The following is a 22,292-nucleotide window of genomic DNA, read 5'->3' on the forward strand; positions in this document are numbered from 1 at the left end:
TGTTCCCTCGGGAAACTTGAAATATATGCGTACAGACACTGCGCCTGCTATCGCCTAAATAGGTTTAATGGCTGCCGATTTTCGCTTGATGCGCTGGACGGCATTATCCACAGATTTGATTGGTTTGTGCAGCGCTTCGGACATCTCTTCATACGATAAGCCGTCCAAAAACAACGTCAAAACCTGTGCCTCAAATTCAGACAAAAGCGAGTAGAGCTTCTTTTTCCGCTCTTCCCTCTCCTCATTGCCGATAACAAGCGATTCAGGATCACCATTCGGTGCAGTTACCCGGGTACGCGATTCCGCAAGGTCTTCAAACAGAGGTCGATCGATTGACATAGACTGATTGAGCGGGTCGTGCTTGAGCGACGCTGCCGCCTTCACTGCGGAATAAATCTTCCGCGTGATGCACAACCGTGCAAACGCTCCAAAGGGTGTGCCCTTGCTCTCGTCGTACTCCCGGACGGCATTCAGCAGCCCGAGCATGCCCTCCTGCATCAGATCCTCTGCATCGGCGCCTGCCAGAAAGTAGGGCCGTGCACAGGTCTTGACCAGACGGGTATAACGACGGATCAGATTCTCCATCGAGAGTCCGTCTCCTTGCCGTGCCAGACGGCACAGCTTTTCATCGGGAATCCCGTTCGATGGCTGTATTTGATAATCATTTCTCATGTCAATAGCTATTATACGCGGTAGAATTGGAAATGTCAAGAAACGATTGTCATCTTTACCGATATCACACAAAAACGCGCTTCTGTTTTTGTGTGATTATGACAATATTGTTGACGTTTTACTCTACAGTTACCGACTTTGCCAAGTTGCGCGGCTTATCGACATCACAGTTGCGCTCCACTGCGATATAGTATGCCAAAAGCTGCATCGGAATAATCGAGAGCGAAGCGGAAAATTCATACAGGCACTTCGGCAGGCGCACGATGTGCTGGCAGACCGACTCGTCCCCGGTGAAATCGTCCGTGGTGACGAGCACGACGCTTGCGCCGCGCGCTACAACCTCGCGGATATTGGAGACCGTCTTCTCAAACAGTGCCGGCTGCGTTGCCAGAGCAACAACCAGAGTACCCTCCTCGATCAGCGAAATGGTGCCGTGCTTCAGCTCACCGGCAGCGTACGCCTCCGAATGAATATAGGAAATTTCCTTCAGCTTGAGCGAAGCCTCGAGCGCGGCGGCATAGTCCAGTCCGCGTCCAAGGAAGAACACGCTCGAGCGGTTTGCATACAGCGTAGCGATACGCTGCATATCCGACTGGCACCCCAGTGTCTGCTCAATGCATTCCGGCAGACGCTGGAGCTCAGCGCAGAGCGCACGCTCGTCACCGATGGAAATCAGGCCGCGCACACGCGCGATCTTAACCGAAATGAGGTACAGAGCGGACAGCTGTGCGGAATATGCCTTGGTTGTCGCAACCGAAATCTCCGGGCCGGCCCAGGTATACAGCACACCGTCTGCTTCGCGCGCAATCGTCGAGGAAACGACGTTTACAATTGCAATCGTGAACGCACCTGCCTGCTTGGCCAGACGCATGGCAGCCAGCGTGTCCGCCGTCTCGCCGGACTGACTGATAACGATGCACATATCCTTTTTGCCGATAATCGGGTTCTCATAACGGAACTCACTGGCAACCTCTGCCGTGCAGCGAATACGGCACATTGCCTCAATCACGCGCTTGCCGACCATGCCTGCGTGCAGTGCAGAGCCGCAGCCGATGATATGAATATGCTCGATTTCACGCAGACGCTCGTCGGTCAGACCGTTGTCCTCGAATACAACCGCATCATTTTTGATACGCGGCTTGACCGTATCGGCAACTGCCTTGGGCTGCTCCATGATCTCCTTGAGCATAAAGTGCTGGTAGCCGCCCTTTTCCGCTGCGGACATATCCCACGTTACGGTCATGATTTCCTTCTCTACCGCATCGCCGAACTCGTTCATGACAACTACGCTGTCCGGGCGAACGATTGCAACCTCGTTATCATCCAGAATAATGTAACGCTTAGTGCGATTGATAATAGCGGTAATATCGGATGCGATCATGTTCTCGCCCTCACCGATACCGATAACCAGCGGGTTGCCGCGGCGTGCAGCGACGATCTCCTGCGTGTTATCCATCGAAACTACGCCCAGTGCGTAAGAGCCGCGCAGACGCTGTACAGCCTGCAGAACGGTCTTTGCCAGATCCTCCTGTTTGCCTGTGTGCAGATAGTCCACGAGGTGCGCGACAGTCTCCGTATCAGTCTCGGACTTAAACTCATAGCCGTGTGCCTCCAGACGCTCACGCAGCTCCTTGTAGTTCTCGATAATGCCGTTGTGTACAACTGCTACCTTGCCCTTGCCGCCCAGATGCGGATGCGAGTTGCGGTCGGACGGCTCGCCGTGCGTTGCCCAGCGGGTGTGGCCGATACCGCAGGTGCAGTACATGTCGCCGCCTTCCTCCTTGATCTTCTCCTCAAGGTTTGCAATGCGGCCGCGCGCCTTGACAACGCGCAGACCGTCCTTCGTGAAGGCAGCCACACCGGCAGAGTCATAGCCACGGTATTCCAGGCTGTACAGACCCTTGATGAGAATCGGAAGCGCATTCTCGCGTCCGGTGAATCCAACGATTCCACACATAAAATAATACTCCTTTGCAACGGTAAATATAACATATCTTCCGCAACATTTCAGTATGAGCCTTAGACAGCACGGAACAATGAAAGCTGCGGCTTCTTGCACGAACTCCGGTCGCGCTGCCGCGCCGCTTTGTGAAGATTTTACGTCCTGACTGCGTTGCGATTTTACGATAATACATCAAGCATTACCGCCAAACACGCCTTGTTGGTCCGCAAAACTCTCTCACAAATCGCTCTTGTTTAATTATTTCGTATTGCCTTACCTCAATATATGCGGTGAATTTCTAATTTTGGGTATAAAAATAGTGCGTTACGCATAGCTGCTCTGTCGATACGGTCGCCCGTATGTTTTAACAGCCTGCTGACGATCAACCCACTTGTGACCGAAGGGCACCCGCCGAATACTTTCGATTAACCCTTTCCTCGTCAACTGCGATACCGGCTGCACCGCAGTTCTGGCGCTTAGCATATTATGGAATTGTGCGCAAATGCTCCCACCTCCCTGTTCAGAATGAAGAAAGTGGGTGTGCAAACCACACCCACTCCCGTTGGCTCTTTTACATTATACAACAGACTCGATGACTTTGGCAACCTTTTTTGCCAAAGTATCTACCTGCTCACTGTTCGTGCCCTCTACCATGACGCGCACAAGCGCCTCCGTACCGGACGGACGAACCAGGATTCGGCCGTTATTGCCCAGCTCCGCAGAAGCCGCATCGATAGCCGCCTTGACCTCGGGCAGCTGCTGCAGGGTAGCCTTTTTATCGTTCGGCACCTTGACGTTGATCATCAGCTGCGGCCACGGCTCAACCTCAGCTGCGATCTCCGAGCACTTCTTGCCGCTCGCCTTGAGGATAGACATAAACTGCAGTGCAGTCAGCTCACCGTCACCGGTGGACGCATACTCAAGAAAAATAACGTGTCCGGACTGCTCGCCGCCCAGAATATAGCCCTTCTTGAGCATCATTTCGAGCACATAGCGGTCGCCGACGTTGGAGCACTCAATCTTCATGCCGTTCTTATCGGCGTAGGCGTGCAGACCCATGTTGGACAAAATGGTGGCAACAAATGCGCCGCCGCGCAGCTTGCCTTCCTTCTTCATGTGCGCCGCACAGACTGCCATAATGCGGTCGCCGTCCAGCTCCTCGCCAGTCTCGTCTACAATCAGGCAGCGATCCGCATCACCGTCAAAGGCAACGCCAAGATCAAAATTGCCCGAGCGGACGCGCTCCTTCAGCTGACCGAGATGGGTGGAGCCGCAGTTATCGTTGATGTTGATGCCGTCCGGCTCATAGAAGCGAATTTCCGCCTTGCACTCGACCAGACGCATGAGGCGCTCCACCGTTGTGGAGGAGGAACCGTTTGCACAGTCCACCGCTACGCGCAGACCGGACAGGTCGCCCTTGATGGTATCTGCAAGGTGGTCGGTGTACTCGACTACCGGGTCGATTTCGCTTTTGAGTACACGGCCGATCTTCTCGTGGGTCATCTTCGGAATAGACTCGAAATCGTCGATCAGGTCCTCAATTCTTGCCTCGGTTTCGTCCGGCAGCTTGTAGCCGTTGCCTGCAAAAATCTTGATGCCGTTGTACTCAAAGGAGTTGTGGCTTGCGGAAATGACAATACCCGCATCTGCCTTGTGCTTAATGGTGAGGAAAGCGACCGCCGGCGTCGGGATAACGCCGAGCAGCTCTACATCCGCGCCAACCGAGCAGATGCCCGCGACCAGCGCGTTCTCCAACATATCCGAGGATACGCGGGTGTCCTTGCCGATTAGCAGCTTCGCCTTGCGGCCGTGTGCAGACTCCTGTGTGAGTGCGTATGCCGCTGCCGCGCCGATCTTGAACGCCAGCAGTGCATCAAGTTCCGAGTTCGCTACACCGCGAACGCCGTCTGTTCCAAAATATCTACCCAAATGAAACACCTAACTTTCTTGTATGATAAAGGCGGAGAAATGATTGCATTACAGCATTTGCTGTCCGTCCGCCGGTTCCAGATTCAAATGACGGTAAGCCTGCAGCGTCACGCAGCGTCCGCGCGGCGTGCGGCTGAGAAAGCCGATCTGCATGAGATACGGCTCATAAACATCTTCCAAAGTGATCGCTTCTTCGCCGATGGTCGCAGCCAGCGTATCCAGTCCGACCGGACCGCCGCCGTAGTTCTGGATGATGCTTTTGAGCATCCTGCGGTCTACGTTATCCAGACCTAACTCATCAATCTCGAGTGCACGAAGCGCAATGTCGGCACTTTTTCTGTCAATCGTACCGGTGCCGATTACCTGTGCGAAGTCTCGCACACGGCGCAGAAGCCGGTTGGCGATTCGCGGCGTGCCGCGGCTGCGGCGCGCAATCTCGAATGCGCCCTCATGCTCGCACGGTACATTAAGAATGCCTGCCGAGCGTTCAACAATACCGCACAGCTCCTCCGGCGAATACAGCTCCAGACGGAGCATGACGCCGAAGCGGTCACGCAGCGGACTGGTCATCTGACCGGCACGCGTAGTCGCGCCGATGAGCGTAAATTTCGGCAGGTCGATACGGATCGAGCGCGCCGAAGGCCCCTTGCCGATGATGATATCGAGTGCATAGTCCTCCATCGCGGGATAGAGAATCTCCTCTACCGCACGGTCGAGACGATGAATCTCGTCAATAAACAAAATATCATTCTCTGAGAGATTTGTCAATAAAGCCGCCAAATCTCCCGCTTTTTCGATCGCCGGACCGCTCGTAACACGGATATTCACGCCCATTTCTGCGGCAATGATGCCCGCGAGTGTGGTCTTGCCCAGACCCGGCGGGCCGTACAGCAGCGTATGGTCGAGCGATTCACCGCGCATTTTCGCGGCCTGTATGTAAATACTCAGGTTTTCCTTGGCTTTTTTCTGACCAATATAGTCCGCCATGGATTTCGGACGGAGCGAATTCTCGGTCTCGTCCTCGCTGAGCTGGCGGGTGGAGATGATGCGTTCATCATCCGTCATGCCGCCGGAAAATTCAATACTCAAAGGTACACTCTCCTACTTGACCAGGCTTTTATCGTCCAAAATCAGGACTTGACCAGCTTTTTCAAGCACTGACGGATGATCTCGTCCGCCTCCATGCCGGCAGCATCCAGACCCTCCATCGCGTGCAGCGCCTCTGCCTGCGTATAGCCGAGCACCATAAGCGCCGCGACTGCCTCCTGCGTGTGGTTGACACCGCCGGAAGCGGCGGCTGCCGCCACCGGAGACGCTGCAGATGCGGTCTCGAGCTGCTCCTTGCTCATCTTGTCGCGCAGCTCGAGTACAATGCGCTGCGCGATCTTCTTGCCGATGCCCGGCGCCTGCATGAGCATTTTTTCATCGCCGGTGATGATGCTGAGCGCCAGTCTGTCCGGCGGTGCGACCGACAGGATGGACAGCGCCGCCTTCGGGCCAACGCCGTTGACACTGGTCAGCATCAGGAAGCAGGATTTCTCCTCCTCGTCGATAAATCCGTACAGTTCAAACACGCCCTCCCGGACATTGAGCCAGGTCAGCAGACGCGCTTTTTCGCCGGTTTTCAGCTTGCCGATGGTGTTCTGCGAAGCGTGACAGGCATAGCCTACACCGCTGCAGTCGATCACTGCAAGACCCTGCTGGAGCACGGAAACCGTGCCGTCTACATAATAAAACATCTATTTCAACCTCATAATAAGCCTTCATAGCGCATGGCCTGCCGGGAATGCCCGTGGCAGATGGCAAGCGCGAGCGCATCCGCTGCGTCATCCGGACGCGGCAGCTTGGTGAGATGGAGAATGCTTTTTGTCATTTCCATCACCTGTTTTTTCTCCGCGCCGCCATAGCCGACAACGGACAGCTTCACCTGATTTGGTGTATAGGATACCGGATGCAGTCCCTTCCGGGCCAGCGCCAGCAGAATTACACCGCGCGCCTGCGCAACCTGAATGCCGGTTGTGACGTTTTTCGAGAAGAAAAGCTCCTCGATTGCCACCTCGTCCGGGTGAAAGGTGTCCACCAGCGTACAGATATCATCGTAAATCTCACATAAGCGCAGGTGCATTGGTATTCCGGGAGCGGTTTTTGCCGCACCGTACTGCACCGGCGTAAATTTCATATTATCGAACCGCACCACGCCATAGCCAATCGTGCCGTAGCCCGGGTCGATGCCAAGAATCGTTATCATTTCTTTATAACCTCAAAATTATACCACGTTCGCACACATTGTGCAATAAATTTTAGTGGCAGGTTAATGGAAAATTGAGAATGGCGAATTGAGAACCGCGGTTACGCGCAAAGCGCATTATTGAATTGCCACTCTGTGGGCGGACACATTCATTCTCCATTTCCCATTCTCAATTCTTCTTCCGTTGGCATAACCGCGCCCTTATGCTGCACGGTATACGCCGAACATTCGGACGAAAATGTCAGATAATCCGCAAGTTTCTCCTGCGGGATGTCTGCGAGCGTTTCCGCTGTCACGCCGTCGCGGGTAAGCTGATACAGGAACGACCCGATGAACGAATCGCCCGCTCCGGTGGTATCCGCGACCGTCACCGGCAGCGCTTTGGTCTCGGCACTCGCGTTCGGCGTGTAGACTGCCGCGCCGTCCGCGCCGCGTGTCACAAGCAGCAGCCTGCAGCCCTGCGAAAACAGAAGCTCTGCCGCTTCCCTCTCGGTTTTGCAGCCGGTGCAGAATTCAACTTCATCATCCGACAGCTTCACGAGGTCTGCACACGGCAGAAACTCACGAATTGCTGCCTGACAGCTTTCCGGGCTGCCCCACAGCGGCAGACGCACGTTAGGGTCAAACGAGAGGAACGCGCCTGCGTCCTTTGCCAGCCGGATGGCCTTGCGATGTGCCTGCTTGACAGGTGCATCCACCAGATCGACCGAGCAGAAGTGCAGCACGGCACAGTCCGCGAAAATATCCGGCGTAATCTGTGCTTCATCGAGAAACAGGTCTGCCGAGGGATTGCGATAGAAGGAAAACTCGCGGTTGCCGTTCTTATCAAGCGAAACAAACGCCAGCGCGGTATTCGCCCGTCCAGTGCGGAACACCGTTGAGATGTTCACGCCGTTTGCGTGCAGCGTTTTGAGAATGTGCGTACCGAATGCGTCCTCTCCTACCTGCGAAATCATCTGCGCTCTGCCGCCGAGACGCGCCACCGCGGTTGCAACATTGGCCGGCGCACCGCCCGCGACACGCTCAAACTGCACGACCTCATCAAGTGCACAGCCGCGCTGCTGCGGCACGAAATCAATGAGCAGTTCGCCGATTGCCACTACTTTTTTCATCGTTTATTCCCCCAGAATATGTCGGTAAATCGCCTGTGCGACACCGTTTTCCATATTGCTGCCGGTGATAACGTCCGCTGCTTCGCGGATGCACGGCTCACTGTTTGCCATGGCACCCCCCAGACCGGCCATCTGCAGCATAGTCAGATCGTTTTCGCTGTCACCGATGGCGATGACGTTGGCCAGCGTGCAGCCGAGGTGATGCGCCAGCCATTCCAGTCCTCGTCCCTTGTGCACACCCACGCGGTTGACCTCGACATTGCGCAGCTCTCCGCCGTACATGACGGACGGCGCAAGCTCGAAAATACCGTATTTATCGAGCGCAGCCGTCAGCGGCGCGATTGCATTCGGGTCATCGTGATAAAGAATCGCCTTGGTGAACGGGCGCGGCTCGTCTGCGAGCACAGCGCGCCACGCATTCTTGTCCCCAACAAAGTGATAACCCTCGTCGGCCTCATCCATCACGACCCGTCCGCGCCGCTGCAGGTTTTCGAGGAAATGCCGAAAGGCATGTCCATAGTACAAATCCTGCGTGGTATACAGACATGGGTCGGTGTCAATGGCGGTGCACTCGTTCAGGATGATGTCCACCATTTCTGTGCTCAGGCCGTCGAAAAACGCCGGTTCCCTGTCGTCCGGATGCTGCACTGCCGCGCCGTTTGCGGTGACGAGCCAGTCCGGTGCGGCTTCCAGCTGTTCGCTGAAGCGGCGCACCTCGCGCACATTGCGGCCGGTGCACAGCACAATCTGCACGCCCGCCTGCTGCGCCATGCGTACCGCGCGGGCGTTCTCCGGCGTGATGCGGCTCTGCGCATCCAGCAGCGTTCCATCTAAATCCAATGCCAGAATTTTGTATTGATTCGTCATATTCATACTCGTTTCCTGTTCTCATTCGCGCAGCATGGCACGCCGCGCACGATAATCGGGTAAATAGCGCTCCACCAGCGCCCAGAACTGCGGTCCATGGTTTTTATGTGCAATGTGCGCCAGTTCATGCACCACCACATAGTCGATAGCGGGTTCGGGATAGTCCATCAGCCGCCATGAGAAGCAAATACTGTTTTTGCCGCTGCACGAGCCGAACCGTGTTCTCGCTGAGGTGATCTTCAGTCCAGTCGGGTACAGGTTCATCAGTTTTGCGTAATGCTGTACCTTGGGCGGCAGCTCTATTTTCGCTCGGCGGATAAGCTCAGCCTGCTTGGCCTCATCCGGCTCCGGATGTGCCGCACGGCGGGACTGCTGATCGACAAGTGCGCGGACGATCCAGTCCGTATGCTCCGTGACAAACCGTTCAATACGGTATTTTGCCAGCCGCAGCGGCGCACGAACGATTACACGGCCTTCGCGCGTCACCTGCACAGCAAGCGTCTTGCGTTTGGAGCGAACCAGTTCGTACTCGATCATATTACTGTCCCTTGCGCTCCAGATTGCGGTTGTAGAAGAACACCGCGACCGAAATGCCGCAGATCAGCAGATAGCCGAGGACGCTCCAGCCGTCCGGCAGCTGGCCGAACAGGAAAAAGCCGAGGACAGCCGAGAAGATGACCTGCGTGTAGTCGAACACCGAGATCTCCTTGGCCGGTGCGTTAGCGTACGCGAGCGTTACGCCGAACTGTCCGAGCGCGGCTGACGCACCTGCACCGATCAGGCAGAAGAACTGTCCCCATGTCATTGGGTGGTAGTCCGTGATCATAAACGGTACGCATACCAGCGTGGAGAACATCGAGAAGAAGAACACGATGCGGGCGCTCTTTTCGCCTTTCCGGCTGAGTGCGCGCACACAGGTGTAGGCCGCGCCTGCACCCATGCCACCCAGCAGGCCGATAATTGCCGGGAAGGTTGCCGAGGAAAAACCCGGCTTGATAATCAGCATGCTGCTGCCGAATGCCGCAAGCACCGCCGCGTACTGGAATACGCTGGCCCGCTCCTTCAGCAGAATGAGCGAGAAGATGATAGCGAAGAACGGCGACATTTTATTAAGAATGTTTGCATCTGCCAGTACGAGATGGTCAATAGCGTAGTAATTGCAGAAAATGCCGAGTGTGCCGCAGGTTGCGCGTATGATCAGCAGCGGCAGGTTGCCCTTTTCCCACTTAAAACCAACCTTTTCGCGGCACAGCACCACGGCGGCCACTGCCACCGCGACCAGATTGCGGAAAAATGTTTTCTGCGTGAACGGCAGATCACCCGCCAGACGCACGAATGCCGCCATCATCGCAAAACCGAATGCGGACATGATGATAAAACCGATTGCCTTACTTTTTTTAGAAAGCACTGAAGTCTTCCTCCTTTTTCGCTGTGAGTTTTCTGACTGCTTCTATTGTAACACACAAACTGTTTCGCGTGTCAGAGAAATCGTCTGTTTTTCACGTTTTGAAATTTTTCAAAAAAATTTGAAAAAAGGTGTTGACATTTGGCGTTCACATGGATATAATAATTCTTGTCGCTGACAGTGAGGCGACTCGATGAGAACAGAATGCGAGTGTGCTGGAACTGGTAGACAGGCACGTTTGAGGGGCGTGTGTCGATCGACGTACGGGTTCAAGTCCCGTCACTCGCACCACCTTCTTTCAACAACAAAATATGCGGATGTGGCGGAATGGCAGACGCGCTAGCTTCAGGTGCTAGTGTTCGCAAGGACGTGGGGGTTCAAGTCCCCCCATCCGCACCAAGTGAAAGAGCTGGAATCTTTTGATTTCAGCTCTTTTTCTGTATATTTTAGAATATTTAGTTTTACGATGTAATTAGCGAAAAACTGCTGTCTACCACAAGTGTCTACCAAAATCGCGGCGCTTCATTTAAGTGCAGGTTCAGCATCTTTTTAACGAGTTTTAGGATGACCGGATATCGTTTCAGGACATATGCTACCGATCAGCAGCAAAAGCACAATTTCCGTATCACCCAAAGAGCTGAAACCCAAAAGTTTCAGCTCTTTCCCACATTTTCAATTACACCCTGTCTCCGCTACCTTCATGCGCGAATACCCAATCGGCATATTCAACGGTACGCTTGCACGAATCGAGTAATATACACCATTTTCGGTCTGCAGCAGCACACGATCGTCCTTAGAGAGATTCGGCAGCCAGCCTGCGTCCTGCTGCGCTGTCTCGTTATAAATGCCGAGATTATATTTGCTGCCGGGTATCGTCACCGCAAACGCGCTGACTGTCTCACCGTTTCCCAGAAAACTGTAAAACGGCTTGTACTTCACATCTTGCGTCAAATACACATTCCGGTAATAGCCGCTGATCGAATGCGAACCGACATTAGCCACCTCATTCAGTGCCGTACTCGATACCGAAGCCGCTTGCTTCGGCACTGTCCCCCCGGGATACAGCGCCGAGAACTCCGGTACCGGCTCTACTGTGCCGTCGCTGTGCTGAATGGTTACCGCACCGTTCACCGTCCACGCCTGACTGCCGTAAATGACCTTCTCGCGTGCGGCTTCTGTGCCGATATTCGCCGCACCGGCGCTCATCATCAGCGCAGAGACCGCCATGCAGCCTGCCAGCGCGGCGCTCAGTATTTTTCGAAATCTGTTCATCATTTAACCCTCCCTGTTTGCTCTCTAATTACTATCCACACCTTACCGGTTTTCATTTCAACATACCATCGCACTCACCTCAAAAAAGCAGTTATCTCAGCAGATAACCCATGCACATTGCATTTGTCATGGTCTATCTGTAAGATAACTGCTTTTCACCGAAATTGCAACCGGCTATTCCTGCTTAGTCGTTATTCGTTCCTGCTTTGCACGTTAAGGAGCAAAATATCGCAGATGAACCGGTCGTTCTGCTCGTAAAACCGAATCAGTCCCTGATTACGTTCCACCGCCTGCCGCATATTCTGAATGCCGAAGCCGTGGCGATACCGGATATTTTTCGTGGTACGCAGTGCCGGATTGTCCGACAGCACCGGATGTGCGATATCATTGGCAATCACAATCGAGCTGTATGCTCCCTGCGGCTGAATATGAATATCCACCACCTTGCGCTGACTGTCTTTTGCGGCACGAATCGCGTTGTCCAGCGCATTGCCGAGGATGATGGTAATATCCTCCGGCGAAATACCCGCCAGCGGGGTTGTGATAATAGCACTCAGCCGAACGCCTGCCCGTTCCGCGGCTGCACTTTTGCTGTTGATGATCGCATCCAGCACCTTGCTGCCCGAAAACATGATCAGCTTGTTGACGGTATTCTGCTGCTGCAGAAGCTGCCCTGTGTACTGCTTGATACCCTCGACATCCCGTTCTTCCGCCATGGATAAAATGCAGAGCAGATGATTTTTGAGGTCATGCCGCAGCGCACGAACCGTGTCATACATGTTCTCAATGTCCTTGGCGTTTTCCTGCAGACATTCGTTCTGCAGCGCGAGCAGCGCCATTTCGGTTTGGATTTTTCCGGCTTTGCCCAAACGGATAAACAAAAAGTAGACAACGATATTCAGTATCAATACAATACCTACGGCATACAGAACAATCGTCTGAATGCTCGGTTCCTGTATCGCCGCATACATCATCAATGTAATAGCCAGGTCGGACAGCATCGGTACGATTACCAGTGCGATAACGTCCATCCCTTTTAGCTTTCCGCTTTCCTTGATACGCAGAATAATCCGCGTGATAACAAAAAACAACAGCTTGGTCAGGCAGATGGACGTAACGCGAATCCCGCTGAAATGACTCAGCAGAAACGCCACCTGATTACCGGACAGCTTGGCCACCAGCAGTGTTGTAAGCGTTGCCGTAATGGCCACCAGACCCATAGTAAACGCGGACACGAATATTTTTTGGAAAATATTACCCCTTAATAGGGTAACGCAAAATAGAATATTGACCAGAATCTGCAATGAGCTTGCATAATTTTCATACAAATGTGTCCACGAGAAAAACGCTACAATGCAAAACGAGAGAATCCATATCAATGCGGTTCCCCAGTATTTCGCTGAGGTTTCCGTCTTATATCCGAAATACTGCACCAGAAAACTGAGAATCAGCGTTACTTCCACGGCATTGACTGCCATCTCAAACCAGAAATTCATGGGCGCAGGCTCCTCATATACGCCATGAAGGCGATCTGTGTTTCCTCAGCTTTGGCGCGGCTGACCGGCAGGACCGTCCCGTCCGTCAAGGTGACGCTTGTCCGGCTGCAGATTTGAACAAACCGGCAGTTCAGCAGATAGCCAACGTGGCAGCGCACGAAAAAATATTTGCTGAGTGCCGTTTCGATATCGCTCATGCGTGCCTTGAACCGCAGGGATTTCTCGTTGTAATGTACAACGATATAATGTCCCTGGCTCTCAAAATACGCAATTTCCGTGATTGGAATGCGAGTGCTGCTGCCGTTCATCGTAACCGTGTAGTGAATCTGACGGCTGTTGAGAAGCTGCAGCATTTTCTCGGTTACCTGCGGCAGCTCCTCCAGATGCGTTTTGCGGAGAAACCAGAACGGCTGAAACGCAAACGACTGATACACCAGATCTTCCATGCCGGACAGGAAAATGATAAGAGGCTTCGACGGCATGGCTGACAGCTCTTCCGCGACCGAAAAGCCGTCTTTTTCAGGCATATCAATGTCTAAAAACAACACATCCGTCGGCTTGCATGTAATCTCGCGCAAGGCTTCCACGCCCGTGTGCGCGGACACGATCTCCGATATGATTCCGTATTTTTTGAAAACAGTCAGCAGGCGTTTTTCAAAGACCTGCGTGAATGCGGTATCGTCATCGCACAGTATAATGCGCATGAGTGCTCCTCCCTGTTGTGTTCTGAACTAACTATACCATAAAGCAGCACAGCAGACAATATTTCACAAAGCGTTCTGTCTCCTGCTGCCCCGCTTCTATTATACCGCAGATTGATGGACGTCCGGCTGCAGAGCGGGAACGCAAAGTGACCAATCAGGAACGCGCTATTGATTTTGCTCTTGAAAACGGGTATCGTGCATAACAGAACCCGATAGGAATCAGGTGAACGATCTATGACGGCACAGGACAAGGAACTGTTTTCCCAATTATACGACCGGAATTACAAGCGGCTGCTGTATGCGGCCATCCGCATTGCACACAACCCGTTTACAGCAGAGGAGCTGACAAACGAGGCGTTTACCATCCTGCTGACGCATTTTGACCAGGTGCGCCAGCACCCGAATCTGCCCGGTTGGCTGCACACCGTGCTGACCAATCTCGCGCTTGATGAGTACAAACGGCGGAGCCGGTATGTGCAGGTGCCGCTGGATAGCGTTCAGGATCTTGGCTGTGAACCGATTTTCCTTTCCATGCTCGACCTGCTGCCGAACGAATTATCCTGCACGGATAAGGAGATTCTATATCTGCGGTATCAACTGAATCTGAACTGTGTGGACATTGCCGAATATCTGCATATCAGTCACGAGGCCAGCCGTGCGCGCTTAAGCCGCGCCAGACAGCATTACGCTCACCTGCTTGCGAAGGAAAGGCTGATGTGAACTTCCCATCCTGCCGAATAGTTTCGCTGTATGTATAATACGGGCAGCAGAACTGCACTATAAAGGAAAAGTCAGCCGTTTTCGGCTGACTTCAGTCTGTCGATAAAGTCAATCTATCGTTTTTACTTTTCGTGCGGCAGCACGCATAAAATAGAATTTGCACAGCAAATTCATAATTCCCGGGGGCGTGGTCCAGACCACCCTCTCTTGCCGCTATGCGGCAATTCACCTTGTGTACCTCGGGAATTATACAAGGGACGAAAAATTGTGCCCGTAGGGCGCGGCTTTTCGTCAAGATTCGATTGAAAGCGTGGTTTCAATCGAGAGGCTGCTCGAAAAACGGAGTTTTTCGACAGCCTCAAGTCAGCCGTTTTCGGCTGACTTTTCCTTTACATATTATCCTTCTTGCGCTTCTGCTCCTATTTTCGCGAGGATTTGACAAACCGCTCCAGCGTTTCCACCATCTCCGAGCCTTCCAGCGGCTTTGCAATATGCATATCCATGCCCGCAGCAAAGGCAAGCTGACGGTCCTCTGCGAAAGCGTTTGCTGTCATGGCGATGATTGGAATGGTTCTCGCATCCGGACGCTTCATCGCGCGAATACGCCGCGTCGCTTCCAGACCGTCCATCACCGGCATCATCACATCCATTAAAATCGCATCAATTTCTCCGGGCCTGGAATCGGCAAAAATGCGTACCGCCTCCTCGCCATTCACTGCCTTGATGATGGAGGCTTCTTCCACATTGAGTACAAACTCAGCAATCTCCATATTCATCCTGTTATCTTCCGCAACCAGCACATGCAGTCCGGCAATAGAACTGGTCTGCAGCAGACGTTTCGGCTTGTTTCGCTTCTCCGGTGCATGGCAGATGCGGAATGACAGCGACAGCGTAAACGTCGTGCCTACGCCCTGCCTGCTGACAAAGGACAGCGTGCCGCCCATTTTCTCCGCCAGACTTTTCGCAATCGGCATACCCAGACCGGTACCGCCATATTCCGATCGAGCAAAATTCCGTTCCTGTGCAAATGGCTCAAATACGTGCTTCTGAAACTCCTCGCTCATGCCGATACCGGTATCCGCACAGGTGAATTCAATCTGTGCAGTCTCCGGATCCGCACTCGGCTTTTCGCGGCATCCCAGCCTGACTTCGCCCCCTGCGTGGTTGTACTTGACCGCATTGCTGATGATATTCATCAGCAGCCGACGCAGGTGCAGCGGACTGCCGAGCAGGCAGCGGTGCTCAACCGGATAGCCATCCGTTATTATCGTAATGCCCCGCTCCCGCGCCTGCTTATCCACCACCACGCCAACACTGTCCAGCAGTTCCTTGAGGTCAAACTCGCGTTCCTCCAACATGATCTCGCCGGATTCCAGCTTACCCATGTCCAGCACCTCGTTTACCAACTCAAGCAGCAGACCGGAGGCATCCCATATTTTCTTCCGGCACTCGGTCTGCTTGTCCGGATCGTCCTTGTAGTAATTCGCAATCTCGATCATACCGCGAATGCCGTTAATCGGCGTGCGGATATCATGGCTCATGCGCTGCAGGAACTCAGTCTTAGCGCGGTTGGCCTGCTCGGCCTTTTTGGCGGATTCCATCAGCTGCCCGCGGAATTCCCGCTCGCGCCGGTCCTGCTCGGCCAGATATTCCCGCGCGGAACGCCTGCGGAACATTTGAATCACGGTCAGCATGACCAGATAGATGATCAGCGCCGCCATCACATTTTTGACCATATCAGTCGCTACCATACGGTCGGATACATAGGCGTAGATATAGTAGTCGCGGCTGCGGTCCAGACCACCGAAATAGGCATTGCCATCGCACTTGAAATGTCCGACCGCGGCGGACGACAGTTTTGACTTGATCTGCTGCAGAATCCGGCTGTCCTCCACCTTGGTATCAGCCAGTTCTTCGTCGTTGGACGCGATAATGCGGTCGCCGTCTGTCACTACAATCACACCGTCGTCCCTGGTATTATAGCCCGCAAGCAAGCCCTGTATGGTCAGCGTATAATTGCGTGCATACTCCGCAGTGGTGTGATAGTATACAACGATTACACCGGGCACATCTGTACGGCCGTACGCCGAAATATCCACATAGGAGCCGTCCGGCAGGTCAATCCGCGAAGCATAGGTCTTCTGCGGATACCTGACCACATCGAGCACTGTATCCCGCTCTATATACTCCTGCAGTGTCAGAAAATTCAGCAGATCACCGTTATACTCGCACTGCACGCTTCCATCTGTGTCCAGCAGAATAATGCCGGTCAGCCGCTGTTCCTGCGCATAGAACCGAAGCCGTTCTTCATCTACAGCCGAGCCTTCATAGCCGATATTGCGGTTTACCTGCTGTGCGTTGTCCATGATACGCATCAGGCTTTTGGTAACAGCCGCAGCATTGTAGCGTGTATAGGTCGTGCACTGCTCCTTCACATAGTCTATCGTATTGCCGAGCTGTTCCCGTGTCTGCGCGCTCTCCGCACGCACCGTGCGAAAGCCGACCAATATGACCAGCACGGCGCCGATTGCAGCCGCAATCCGTTCGTACCGGCGCGTGGCTTTGCCCTTTTTAACCTGCAGCACAGTCCACCTCCAAATATTTGTCCGGATCGGACAGATACCTGCCTATGATCGTTCGAGTCGTACCGTCTGCACGCATTTCCTCGAAAACCCGGGAAAGCTGTTCGTTCAGTCCACGCGCATCGTTTTTTGCAAACGCCACACCAATTCCTGTCGTGAGAATACTTTCGTCCAGAATACGGTAATCCACATCATAATCCTTCATATACTGCCGAATAGCGGTTTCGTGCGCCGCGATCGCATCCACATAGCCCTTGCCGAGAGAGGTGTAGAGCAGTTCGCGATCCTCCAGACTGTATACTTCACGCACAAGCGGAATGCGGCTGTCCGTTCGCTCGAGGAAAATACTTTCCGGCTTGGTAGTTGACTGCACGGCAATAGTCCTGCCCTCCAGATCGCTCAGCCGATAAATATCGCTGCTGCGGTTGACCGCAACCACCTGGCGGCTGATCATATACGGTTCGGTCCAGTTGTATTCGTTCTCGCGTCCATCAACGGAAAAGCATCCCCAGATACAGTCAATATCACCATGTTCAACCAGTTTCTTCTTTTCTTCCCAGTCAATACCGACGAAGGATACCGCATACCCCAGCCGTCCGAAGGATTCCTTAGCCAGATCCACATCTATGCCCGCCGGATTGCCGTTTTCATCGGTATAATTAAACGGCGGATAGTTGTCACTGCCCACCTTGATTGTTATCGGTGTTTCCGTCTGGTGCTCCTGCATATCCTCGGCAGCCGTACATCCGCACAGCAGCACACCCGCCAGCGCTGCCGCAAATACACCGAAAATCCGTCTTTTGAGTCTCATGGCTTCCCCTGCTTTGCTTTTTATCCTTATTATACCATTTTAGATCTATGAATGCCAGAGAGAGTATAACATTTTATTCCAGTATTTTTCGACAATTTTTTCACTTTATGTCGATTTTTTCGTACCCAAATCCGCCAACAACACTTTCATCTGCCCGCCGCAAACCATACCTTCCTGCGCAGCAATGTCGTTGCTCATGTCGATGGTGACACACTTGTGCTCGCCGGTCCCAATCAAGTAGTACGCCTGCCGCATAACGGCGCTCTCACTGCAGCCGCCGCCGATGGTGCCTGCGGTAGCCGTATTGGCATCGACCACCATGTACGAGCCGGATTTTACCGGCGTGGAACCGCTGGTCTCGTACACGAGCATGAGCGTTTTGGGAATATCACCGCGTGCAGCGGTTTCCAGCAGCGGCAGGTCGATGTCCTCTGCGGTGAGAATGCTGCTCTTGGAACGGCGATCGGTCGTGCGGCGGCGTTCCGCGATCAGCTCTGCCACGATAGAAATCGCAATCTCCTTGACGGTCAGCGCACCAATGTCCAGACCGATGGGCGTGTGAATACGGTCGAGGTCTGCCCGAGAGAAGCCTTCTTCCTCAAGCATGTTCAGCAGACCGACCGTGCGCCGCTTCGACCCGATCATACCGAGATAGCGCGGCATGGTGCCGCGCAGAAGCTCCCGCAGGCAGTCCGCGTCATAACGATGCCCGCGCGTGATAACAGCAACGTAATCGCTCTCTCGGATGCCGATTTTCTTAATTGCTGCCGAAAACAGATCACATACGATCTGCTTTGCTTCCGGAAAGCGCGGATAATTGGCAAAAGACGACCGGTCGTCCGCCACAACCAGCTCAAAACCGAGATCGGCCGCATAGCGGCAAAGCGGCTGCGCGATCGTGCCGCCGCCGAGCAGAATCAGGCGTTCCTGCGGCATGAAATTGCGCGTGTACTGTACGCCATCCGCGTCGATGGTCAGCGCCGCCGGAAGTCCCTTGCGAGCATTTTCCGCGGCAGCCTGCAGCTGTTCCAGCAAAGTCATCGTGCCGTCGCTCCTTCCGCGTGATAATCGCCGCTTTTGCCGCCGGTCTTGTGCAGCAGCAGCGTCTCATCAATACGCATACCGCGGTCCACCGCCTTGCACATGTCGTAGACGGTCAGCGCGGCAACAGTGGCCGCCGTAAGTGCTTCCATCTCAATGCCGGTCTTGTGCGAACAACGCAGCGTGCTGACAACGCGCACCTGCGTCTCCGAGACAGCCTCAATGGCGATGTCCACGCTCTCGATCGGGATTGGATGACACATCGGGATCAGCTCTGCCGTCCGTTTGGCCGCCATAATGCCCGCGATGCGCGCGCACGCGAACACATCGCCCTTGGGCGCTGTGCCGTCAAGGATCATGCGCAGCGTCTCCGGCTGCATGGTCAGCACGGACTGCGCCACAGCTTCGCGCTGCGTGACCGGCTTTGCGCCGATGTTGACCATGTGCGCTGCACCGTTTTCATCCAAATGGGTCAGTTTCATGTTGTTCCTCCCGAAAATTCATTCTGTTCTGCAAACACAAAAAACACCGCTCAAAACGACGTTTAAGCGGTGTTTCATCTGGTCCGAGTGACAGGATTCGAACCTGCGGCATCCTGCTCCCAAAGCAGGCGCGCTACCAACTGCGCTACACCCGGATAGTATTGTGAGCGCCCCGTATTCCGAGGAACCGAGGCGCTTGATGGTGCCGGTGACCGGACTCGAACCGGTACGCTGTCGCCAGCGGTGGATTTTGAGTCCACTACGTCTACCAATTCCATCACACCGGCATAACATAGTTATTATATCGTAAATCGCACCGGTTGGCAAGAGGAATTTTCCGAAAAGGGTATTTTTCTTTCACTGCTGCAAAAGATAACAGCCATTCCCACGGGAATGGCTGTTATCTGTTAAAACAAATGTGCAACGCCAATTACACCCTGAGAACCGAGCAGCATAATGAAGCCTGCAACAATTACGCCGCACAGAATCGAAGTCAGCGCCTTGGTTTTCGGCATTTTGAGCAGCGTTGCGATCAATGCACCTGACCATGCTCCGGTGCCCGGCAGCGGGATCGCCACAAAAAGGAACAGACCCAGCCGTTCATATCTGGTGACCTGACCGGTCTTTCCGAGCAGCTTTTCGCGGTACTTGGTGGCAAAGCCGGAAAGCGGGCCGAGCGAGCACACCCAGTCCAGCAGCTTTTCGCCGAAGAACAGTAAAAACGGGATCGGGATCATATTGCCGATCACAGCCAGCGGGATCAGCTCGATCGCCGGCACGCCTGCGACCGCGCCCAGCGGGACCGCACCGCGCAATTCTACCAGCGGAACCATGGAGATGAGCACAACCGCCAGTTCACGGCCTGCGCCCATCAGCCAGTTGAATAACGATGAAAACACGATTTTTTCCTCCTGACAAGTGTTCTATGGTAAACAGCGAATATTCACACAGATATACTTGTTAATGATACCCTATTCCGCATACAAACGCAAGCGCTGCAATCGTAAAATCTGTGTAAAATAATTTGACGCACCCCTCGCGAGCGGTTATACTGAATATATAAAGGAGGGGATCTCCATGCCGCGAGGACAAAAAGACGCTGCCTTTTATGACAGCGCGGCTCTGCTTGTGCTTTCTCTGCTTGAGGAGACGGACAAGACCGGTTTTCAACTGCTGCATGAGGTGGAATGCCGCTCAGACTGCGCGTTTGCCATCCGCGAAAGCCGCCTGTATCCCCTGCTGCACGGACTTGAGGCACGCGGCGATGTCCGCTCCTGTGAACGGCAGACCGAGGACGGCACGCACCGTTTTTACCGGCTGACCCGTCAGGGCGTGAAAACGCTCACCTGCTGCCGGGAACAGTGGAAAACCTGCCGCAAGCCAATCGGAGGTGGCGCCTGTGTCACCAAATAAGCTGATTGTGCCGTACCTGCACCGCGTGTGCCGGCATCTCCTGTGGCCGCCTTACCGTGCCCGCGTTCGGCGGGAGCTGACCGACCATATTCTCAGCCGCGCGGAGGAGTTGCGCTGCCGCGGTAGCCTCACACAGGAGCAGGCTGTGCGTCAGGTGCTGCGTGCACTCGGTGATCCGGATGTGCTGGGAAAGGCTCTGCGGCAGGCGCGTCTGCCGCTTGCACGGGTAGTGTACAACGTGATTTCCGCCACTGTATGGATTGCCATTCTGCTCTGTGCGTTATATCTGACAATTTATCTGCTGTAAACAGCACAAAAGCGTTCTGTATGAGATTTACAGAACGCTTTCTTTAGGCAATACCGCATAGCGGTGTTGCCTTTATTTTCTTGCGCTGTGCAGCAGCCACAGCTTGCCGAGAGTCTGCACCAAGCACGCCACAAGGATGACGCCAAACGCCATCGCGCCCGCCTCCTCGATGAACAGCGTACCGTATCGAGCAAAGCCTGCCGTGTCGCCCTGCACGAGCGCAAGCGTCGTGTAATACAGGTCGCCGCCCGGAATCAGCGGCACCAGCATAGGCACGAGCAGCGTGATGACAGGCGCTTTGAGCAACCGCGCGAGCACCTCGGCCAGTGCGGCCGTTGCCAGCGTAGAGACAAAAAACGCGGTCACGCGGTTATCATACCACTGCATCGCCAACAGATACACACCCCAGTTTACCGCAGCACCCAGCATGATCGTGATCAGGCGGCTGCCGTAAATATGAAACAGCAGTCCGAAGCCGAGCGCACCGATCATCGCCATGACAATCTGCAGAAGGATTTCACCCGTCATACGGCACCGCCCCCAGTCTGCATGAGCACGAGTGCGCAGCCTGCCGCGATGGCAAGCGCTCGCAAAACCGCTTCAAATGCGCTGAGCAGTCCGGTGATGGTGTCGCCCACGAAAATATCGCGCATGGAGTTGACGAACGGAATGCCCGGAATCAGCAGCATGATGTTGCCGATAATGATATAATCCAGATTCTGTCCCATGCCGGTTTTTACCGTGAGAGCCGCTGCCGCGCACATCGCCGCCGAGCTGACCATGGTCAACACCAGCGGCTGCAGCGAAATCCGATCACCGAGCACGCCGATGACATACAGCAGCACGCTGCACAGCATGGCGGCTATGCCGTCTCTCCAGGTGCCGCCGAAGAACACAGCGAACGAGCCTGACGTGATCAGATACGCCAGCGGCAGCCGGCAGCGCAGCTTATCCGGTGCGGTGCGGATAGCTTCCAGCCGTGCGTGCAATTCCTCCGGCGGGATAGGATTCACACATACCTTGCGCGACAGCTCGTTGACCGCCTCAATGCAGCGCATATCGGTTCCGCGCCGCAGAATGCGGCGCGTCTGCGTGATCACCTGATCGTCCGCCGTTCGTACCGTTACTGCCATGCTGGCCGTGATGGTCAGCACATCCGCTCGTACAAAACCGTAGGCGCGTGCCAGACGGCGCATGGTGTCCTCTACGCGGGCTGCCTCAGCACCTGAGGTCAGCAGCAGCTCTCCCGCATCCAGCACAGCGGAAAGTGTCTGCTCCGGTCGGTCCAT

The 22,292-nt window shown here is 54.4% G+C and carries 23 protein-coding genes and 4 tRNA genes; 5 read left to right on the plus strand and 22 right to left on the minus strand.

Annotation, left to right across the window (positions count from 1 at the left end):
* Positions 1–54 precede the first annotated feature (54 nt).
* The 10 genes from PG722_RS04215 to PG722_RS04260 all read right to left on the minus strand — a co-directional run bounded on the left by PG722_RS04215 (position 55) and on the right by PG722_RS04260 (position 10,178).
* Positions 55–585 carry a sigma-70 family RNA polymerase sigma factor gene (locus PG722_RS04215; RefSeq protein WP_270385466.1) on the minus strand — a complete coding sequence of 177 codons (531 nt, stop codon included), beginning with the start codon at positions 583–585 and terminating at the stop codon, positions 55–57.
* A gap of 205 nt (positions 586–790) precedes the next feature.
* A complete protein-coding gene (gene glmS, locus PG722_RS04220) occupies positions 791–2,629 on the minus strand; it encodes a glutamine--fructose-6-phosphate transaminase (isomerizing) (protein ID WP_270385464.1) in 1,839 nt (612 codons plus the stop codon).
* Between the two features lie 561 nt (positions 2,630–3,190).
* Positions 3,191–4,543, minus strand: coding sequence for a phosphoglucosamine mutase (glmM, locus tag PG722_RS04225; protein ID WP_110436909.1), 1,353 nt, complete (start codon positions 4,541–4,543; stop codon positions 3,191–3,193).
* Positions 4,544–4,591: 48 nt separating this feature from the next.
* A complete protein-coding gene (gene ruvB / locus PG722_RS04230) occupies positions 4,592–5,632 on the minus strand; it encodes a Holliday junction branch migration DNA helicase RuvB (RefSeq protein WP_181967744.1) in 1,041 nt (346 codons plus the stop codon).
* 41 nt (positions 5,633–5,673) lie between these two features.
* Complete coding sequence (ruvA, locus tag PG722_RS04235; RefSeq protein ID WP_270579750.1) at positions 5,674–6,282, minus strand: Holliday junction branch migration protein RuvA; 609 nt, start codon at positions 6,280–6,282, stop codon at positions 5,674–5,676.
* A gap of 11 nt (positions 6,283–6,293) precedes the next feature.
* Complete coding sequence (gene ruvC, locus PG722_RS04240; RefSeq protein ID WP_330674657.1) at positions 6,294–6,791, minus strand: crossover junction endodeoxyribonuclease RuvC; 498 nt, start codon at positions 6,789–6,791, stop codon at positions 6,294–6,296.
* A gap of 149 nt (positions 6,792–6,940) precedes the next feature.
* On the minus strand, positions 6,941–7,903 hold the full coding sequence (locus PG722_RS04245; protein ID WP_270579751.1) for a carbohydrate kinase family protein: 963 nt from the start codon (positions 7,901–7,903) through the stop codon (positions 6,941–6,943).
* A gap of 3 nt (positions 7,904–7,906) precedes the next feature.
* Positions 7,907–8,770: a Cof-type HAD-IIB family hydrolase gene (locus PG722_RS04250; RefSeq protein WP_270579752.1), complete on the minus strand. Its 864-nt coding sequence runs from the start codon at positions 8,768–8,770 to the stop codon at positions 7,907–7,909.
* A 21-nt stretch (positions 8,771–8,791) separates the two neighbouring features.
* The gene (locus PG722_RS04255; protein ID WP_270579753.1) at positions 8,792–9,307 is read right to left on the minus strand and encodes a M48 family metallopeptidase; all 516 of its coding nucleotides are present in this window, start codon (positions 9,305–9,307) and stop codon (positions 8,792–8,794) included.
* Position 9,308: 1 nt separating this feature from the next.
* Positions 9,309–10,178: a DMT family transporter gene (locus PG722_RS04260; protein WP_270579754.1), complete on the minus strand. Its 870-nt coding sequence runs from the start codon at positions 10,176–10,178 to the stop codon at positions 9,309–9,311.
* 203 nt (positions 10,179–10,381) lie between these two features.
* On the opposite strand from PG722_RS04260, the gene PG722_RS04265 reads away from it, so the two are divergent.
* Together PG722_RS04265 and PG722_RS04270 are read left to right on the plus strand one after the other, a co-directional pair.
* Positions 10,382–10,466: transfer RNA gene (locus tag PG722_RS04265), tRNA-Leu, on the plus strand.
* Positions 10,467–10,488: 22 nt separating this feature from the next.
* Positions 10,489–10,574: transfer RNA gene (locus PG722_RS04270), tRNA-Leu, on the plus strand.
* 273 nt (positions 10,575–10,847) lie between these two features.
* Here PG722_RS04270 and PG722_RS04275 read toward each other — a convergent pair.
* The 3 genes from PG722_RS04275 to PG722_RS04285 form a co-directional block, all read right to left on the minus strand.
* Positions 10,848–11,450, minus strand: a complete 603-nt coding sequence (locus PG722_RS04275) for a hypothetical protein (protein WP_270579755.1) — start codon at positions 11,448–11,450, stop codon at positions 10,848–10,850.
* Positions 11,451–11,638: 188 nt separating this feature from the next.
* Positions 11,639–12,943 (minus strand): sensor histidine kinase, encoded by a 1,305-nt coding sequence (locus PG722_RS04280; RefSeq protein ID WP_270579756.1) that lies wholly within the window; start codon positions 12,941–12,943, stop codon positions 11,639–11,641.
* Positions 12,940–13,647 (minus strand): LytR/AlgR family response regulator transcription factor, encoded by a 708-nt coding sequence (locus PG722_RS04285; protein WP_270579757.1) that lies wholly within the window; start codon positions 13,645–13,647, stop codon positions 12,940–12,942. Before PG722_RS04285 ends, PG722_RS04280 begins: the two co-directional genes overlap by 4 nt.
* Before the next feature lie 234 nt (positions 13,648–13,881).
* Between PG722_RS04285 and PG722_RS04290 the strand changes: the two genes are divergently transcribed.
* On the plus strand, positions 13,882–14,367 hold the full coding sequence (locus tag PG722_RS04290) for an RNA polymerase sigma factor (protein ID WP_118358769.1): 486 nt from the start codon (positions 13,882–13,884) through the stop codon (positions 14,365–14,367).
* Between the two features lie 419 nt (positions 14,368–14,786).
* On the opposite strand, the gene PG722_RS04295 is transcribed toward PG722_RS04290, so the two are convergent.
* From PG722_RS04295 to PG722_RS04325, 7 genes are all read right to left on the minus strand, one after another.
* The gene (locus PG722_RS04295) at positions 14,787–16,952 is read right to left on the minus strand and encodes an ATP-binding response regulator (protein WP_270579758.1); all 2,166 of its coding nucleotides are present in this window, start codon (positions 16,950–16,952) and stop codon (positions 14,787–14,789) included.
* Positions 16,939–17,760 carry a substrate-binding periplasmic protein gene (locus PG722_RS04300; protein WP_118358765.1) on the minus strand — a complete coding sequence of 274 codons (822 nt, stop codon included), beginning with the start codon at positions 17,758–17,760 and terminating at the stop codon, positions 16,939–16,941. Before PG722_RS04300 ends, PG722_RS04295 begins: the two co-directional genes overlap by 14 nt.
* Positions 17,761–17,865: 105 nt before the next feature.
* Complete coding sequence (locus tag PG722_RS04305; protein ID WP_270579759.1) at positions 17,866–18,801, minus strand: XdhC family protein; 936 nt, start codon at positions 18,799–18,801, stop codon at positions 17,866–17,868.
* The gene (gene moaC, locus PG722_RS04310) at positions 18,798–19,283 is read right to left on the minus strand and encodes a cyclic pyranopterin monophosphate synthase MoaC (RefSeq protein ID WP_270579760.1); all 486 of its coding nucleotides are present in this window, start codon (positions 19,281–19,283) and stop codon (positions 18,798–18,800) included. Before moaC ends, PG722_RS04305 begins: the two co-directional genes overlap by 4 nt.
* A gap of 79 nt (positions 19,284–19,362) precedes the next feature.
* Positions 19,363–19,438: transfer RNA gene (locus PG722_RS04315), tRNA-Pro, on the minus strand.
* Positions 19,439–19,483: 45 nt separating this feature from the next.
* Positions 19,484–19,570 (minus strand) — tRNA-Leu (locus tag PG722_RS04320).
* Positions 19,571–19,690: 120 nt separating this feature from the next.
* Positions 19,691–20,182, minus strand: a complete 492-nt coding sequence (locus PG722_RS04325; RefSeq protein ID WP_227109541.1) for a COG2426 family protein — start codon at positions 20,180–20,182, stop codon at positions 19,691–19,693.
* A gap of 178 nt (positions 20,183–20,360) precedes the next feature.
* Here PG722_RS04325 and PG722_RS04330 point away from each other — a divergent pair, with 178 nt between their 5' ends.
* A complete protein-coding gene (locus PG722_RS04330) occupies positions 20,361–20,696 on the plus strand; it encodes a PadR family transcriptional regulator (protein WP_270579761.1) in 336 nt (111 codons plus the stop codon).
* Complete coding sequence (locus PG722_RS04335; protein ID WP_117490556.1) at positions 20,683–21,003, plus strand: permease prefix domain 1-containing protein; 321 nt, start codon at positions 20,683–20,685, stop codon at positions 21,001–21,003. The genes PG722_RS04330 and PG722_RS04335 overlap by 14 nt, the downstream gene beginning before the upstream one ends.
* A 72-nt stretch (positions 21,004–21,075) precedes the next feature.
* Here the strand turns inward: PG722_RS04335 and PG722_RS04340 are convergent, their stop codons facing one another.
* Positions 21,076–21,531: a threonine/serine exporter family protein gene (locus PG722_RS04340; RefSeq protein WP_270579762.1), complete on the minus strand. Its 456-nt coding sequence runs from the start codon at positions 21,529–21,531 to the stop codon at positions 21,076–21,078.
* Positions 21,528–22,292, minus strand: a complete 765-nt coding sequence (locus PG722_RS04345; RefSeq protein ID WP_161273870.1) for a threonine/serine exporter family protein — start codon at positions 22,290–22,292, stop codon at positions 21,528–21,530. Before PG722_RS04345 ends, PG722_RS04340 begins: the two co-directional genes overlap by 4 nt.

This window comes from Butyricicoccus sp. OF27-2pH9A (genome assembly GCF_027693185.1).
Taxonomy (GTDB): domain Bacteria; phylum Bacillota; class Clostridia; order Oscillospirales; family Butyricicoccaceae; genus Agathobaculum; species Agathobaculum butyriciproducens.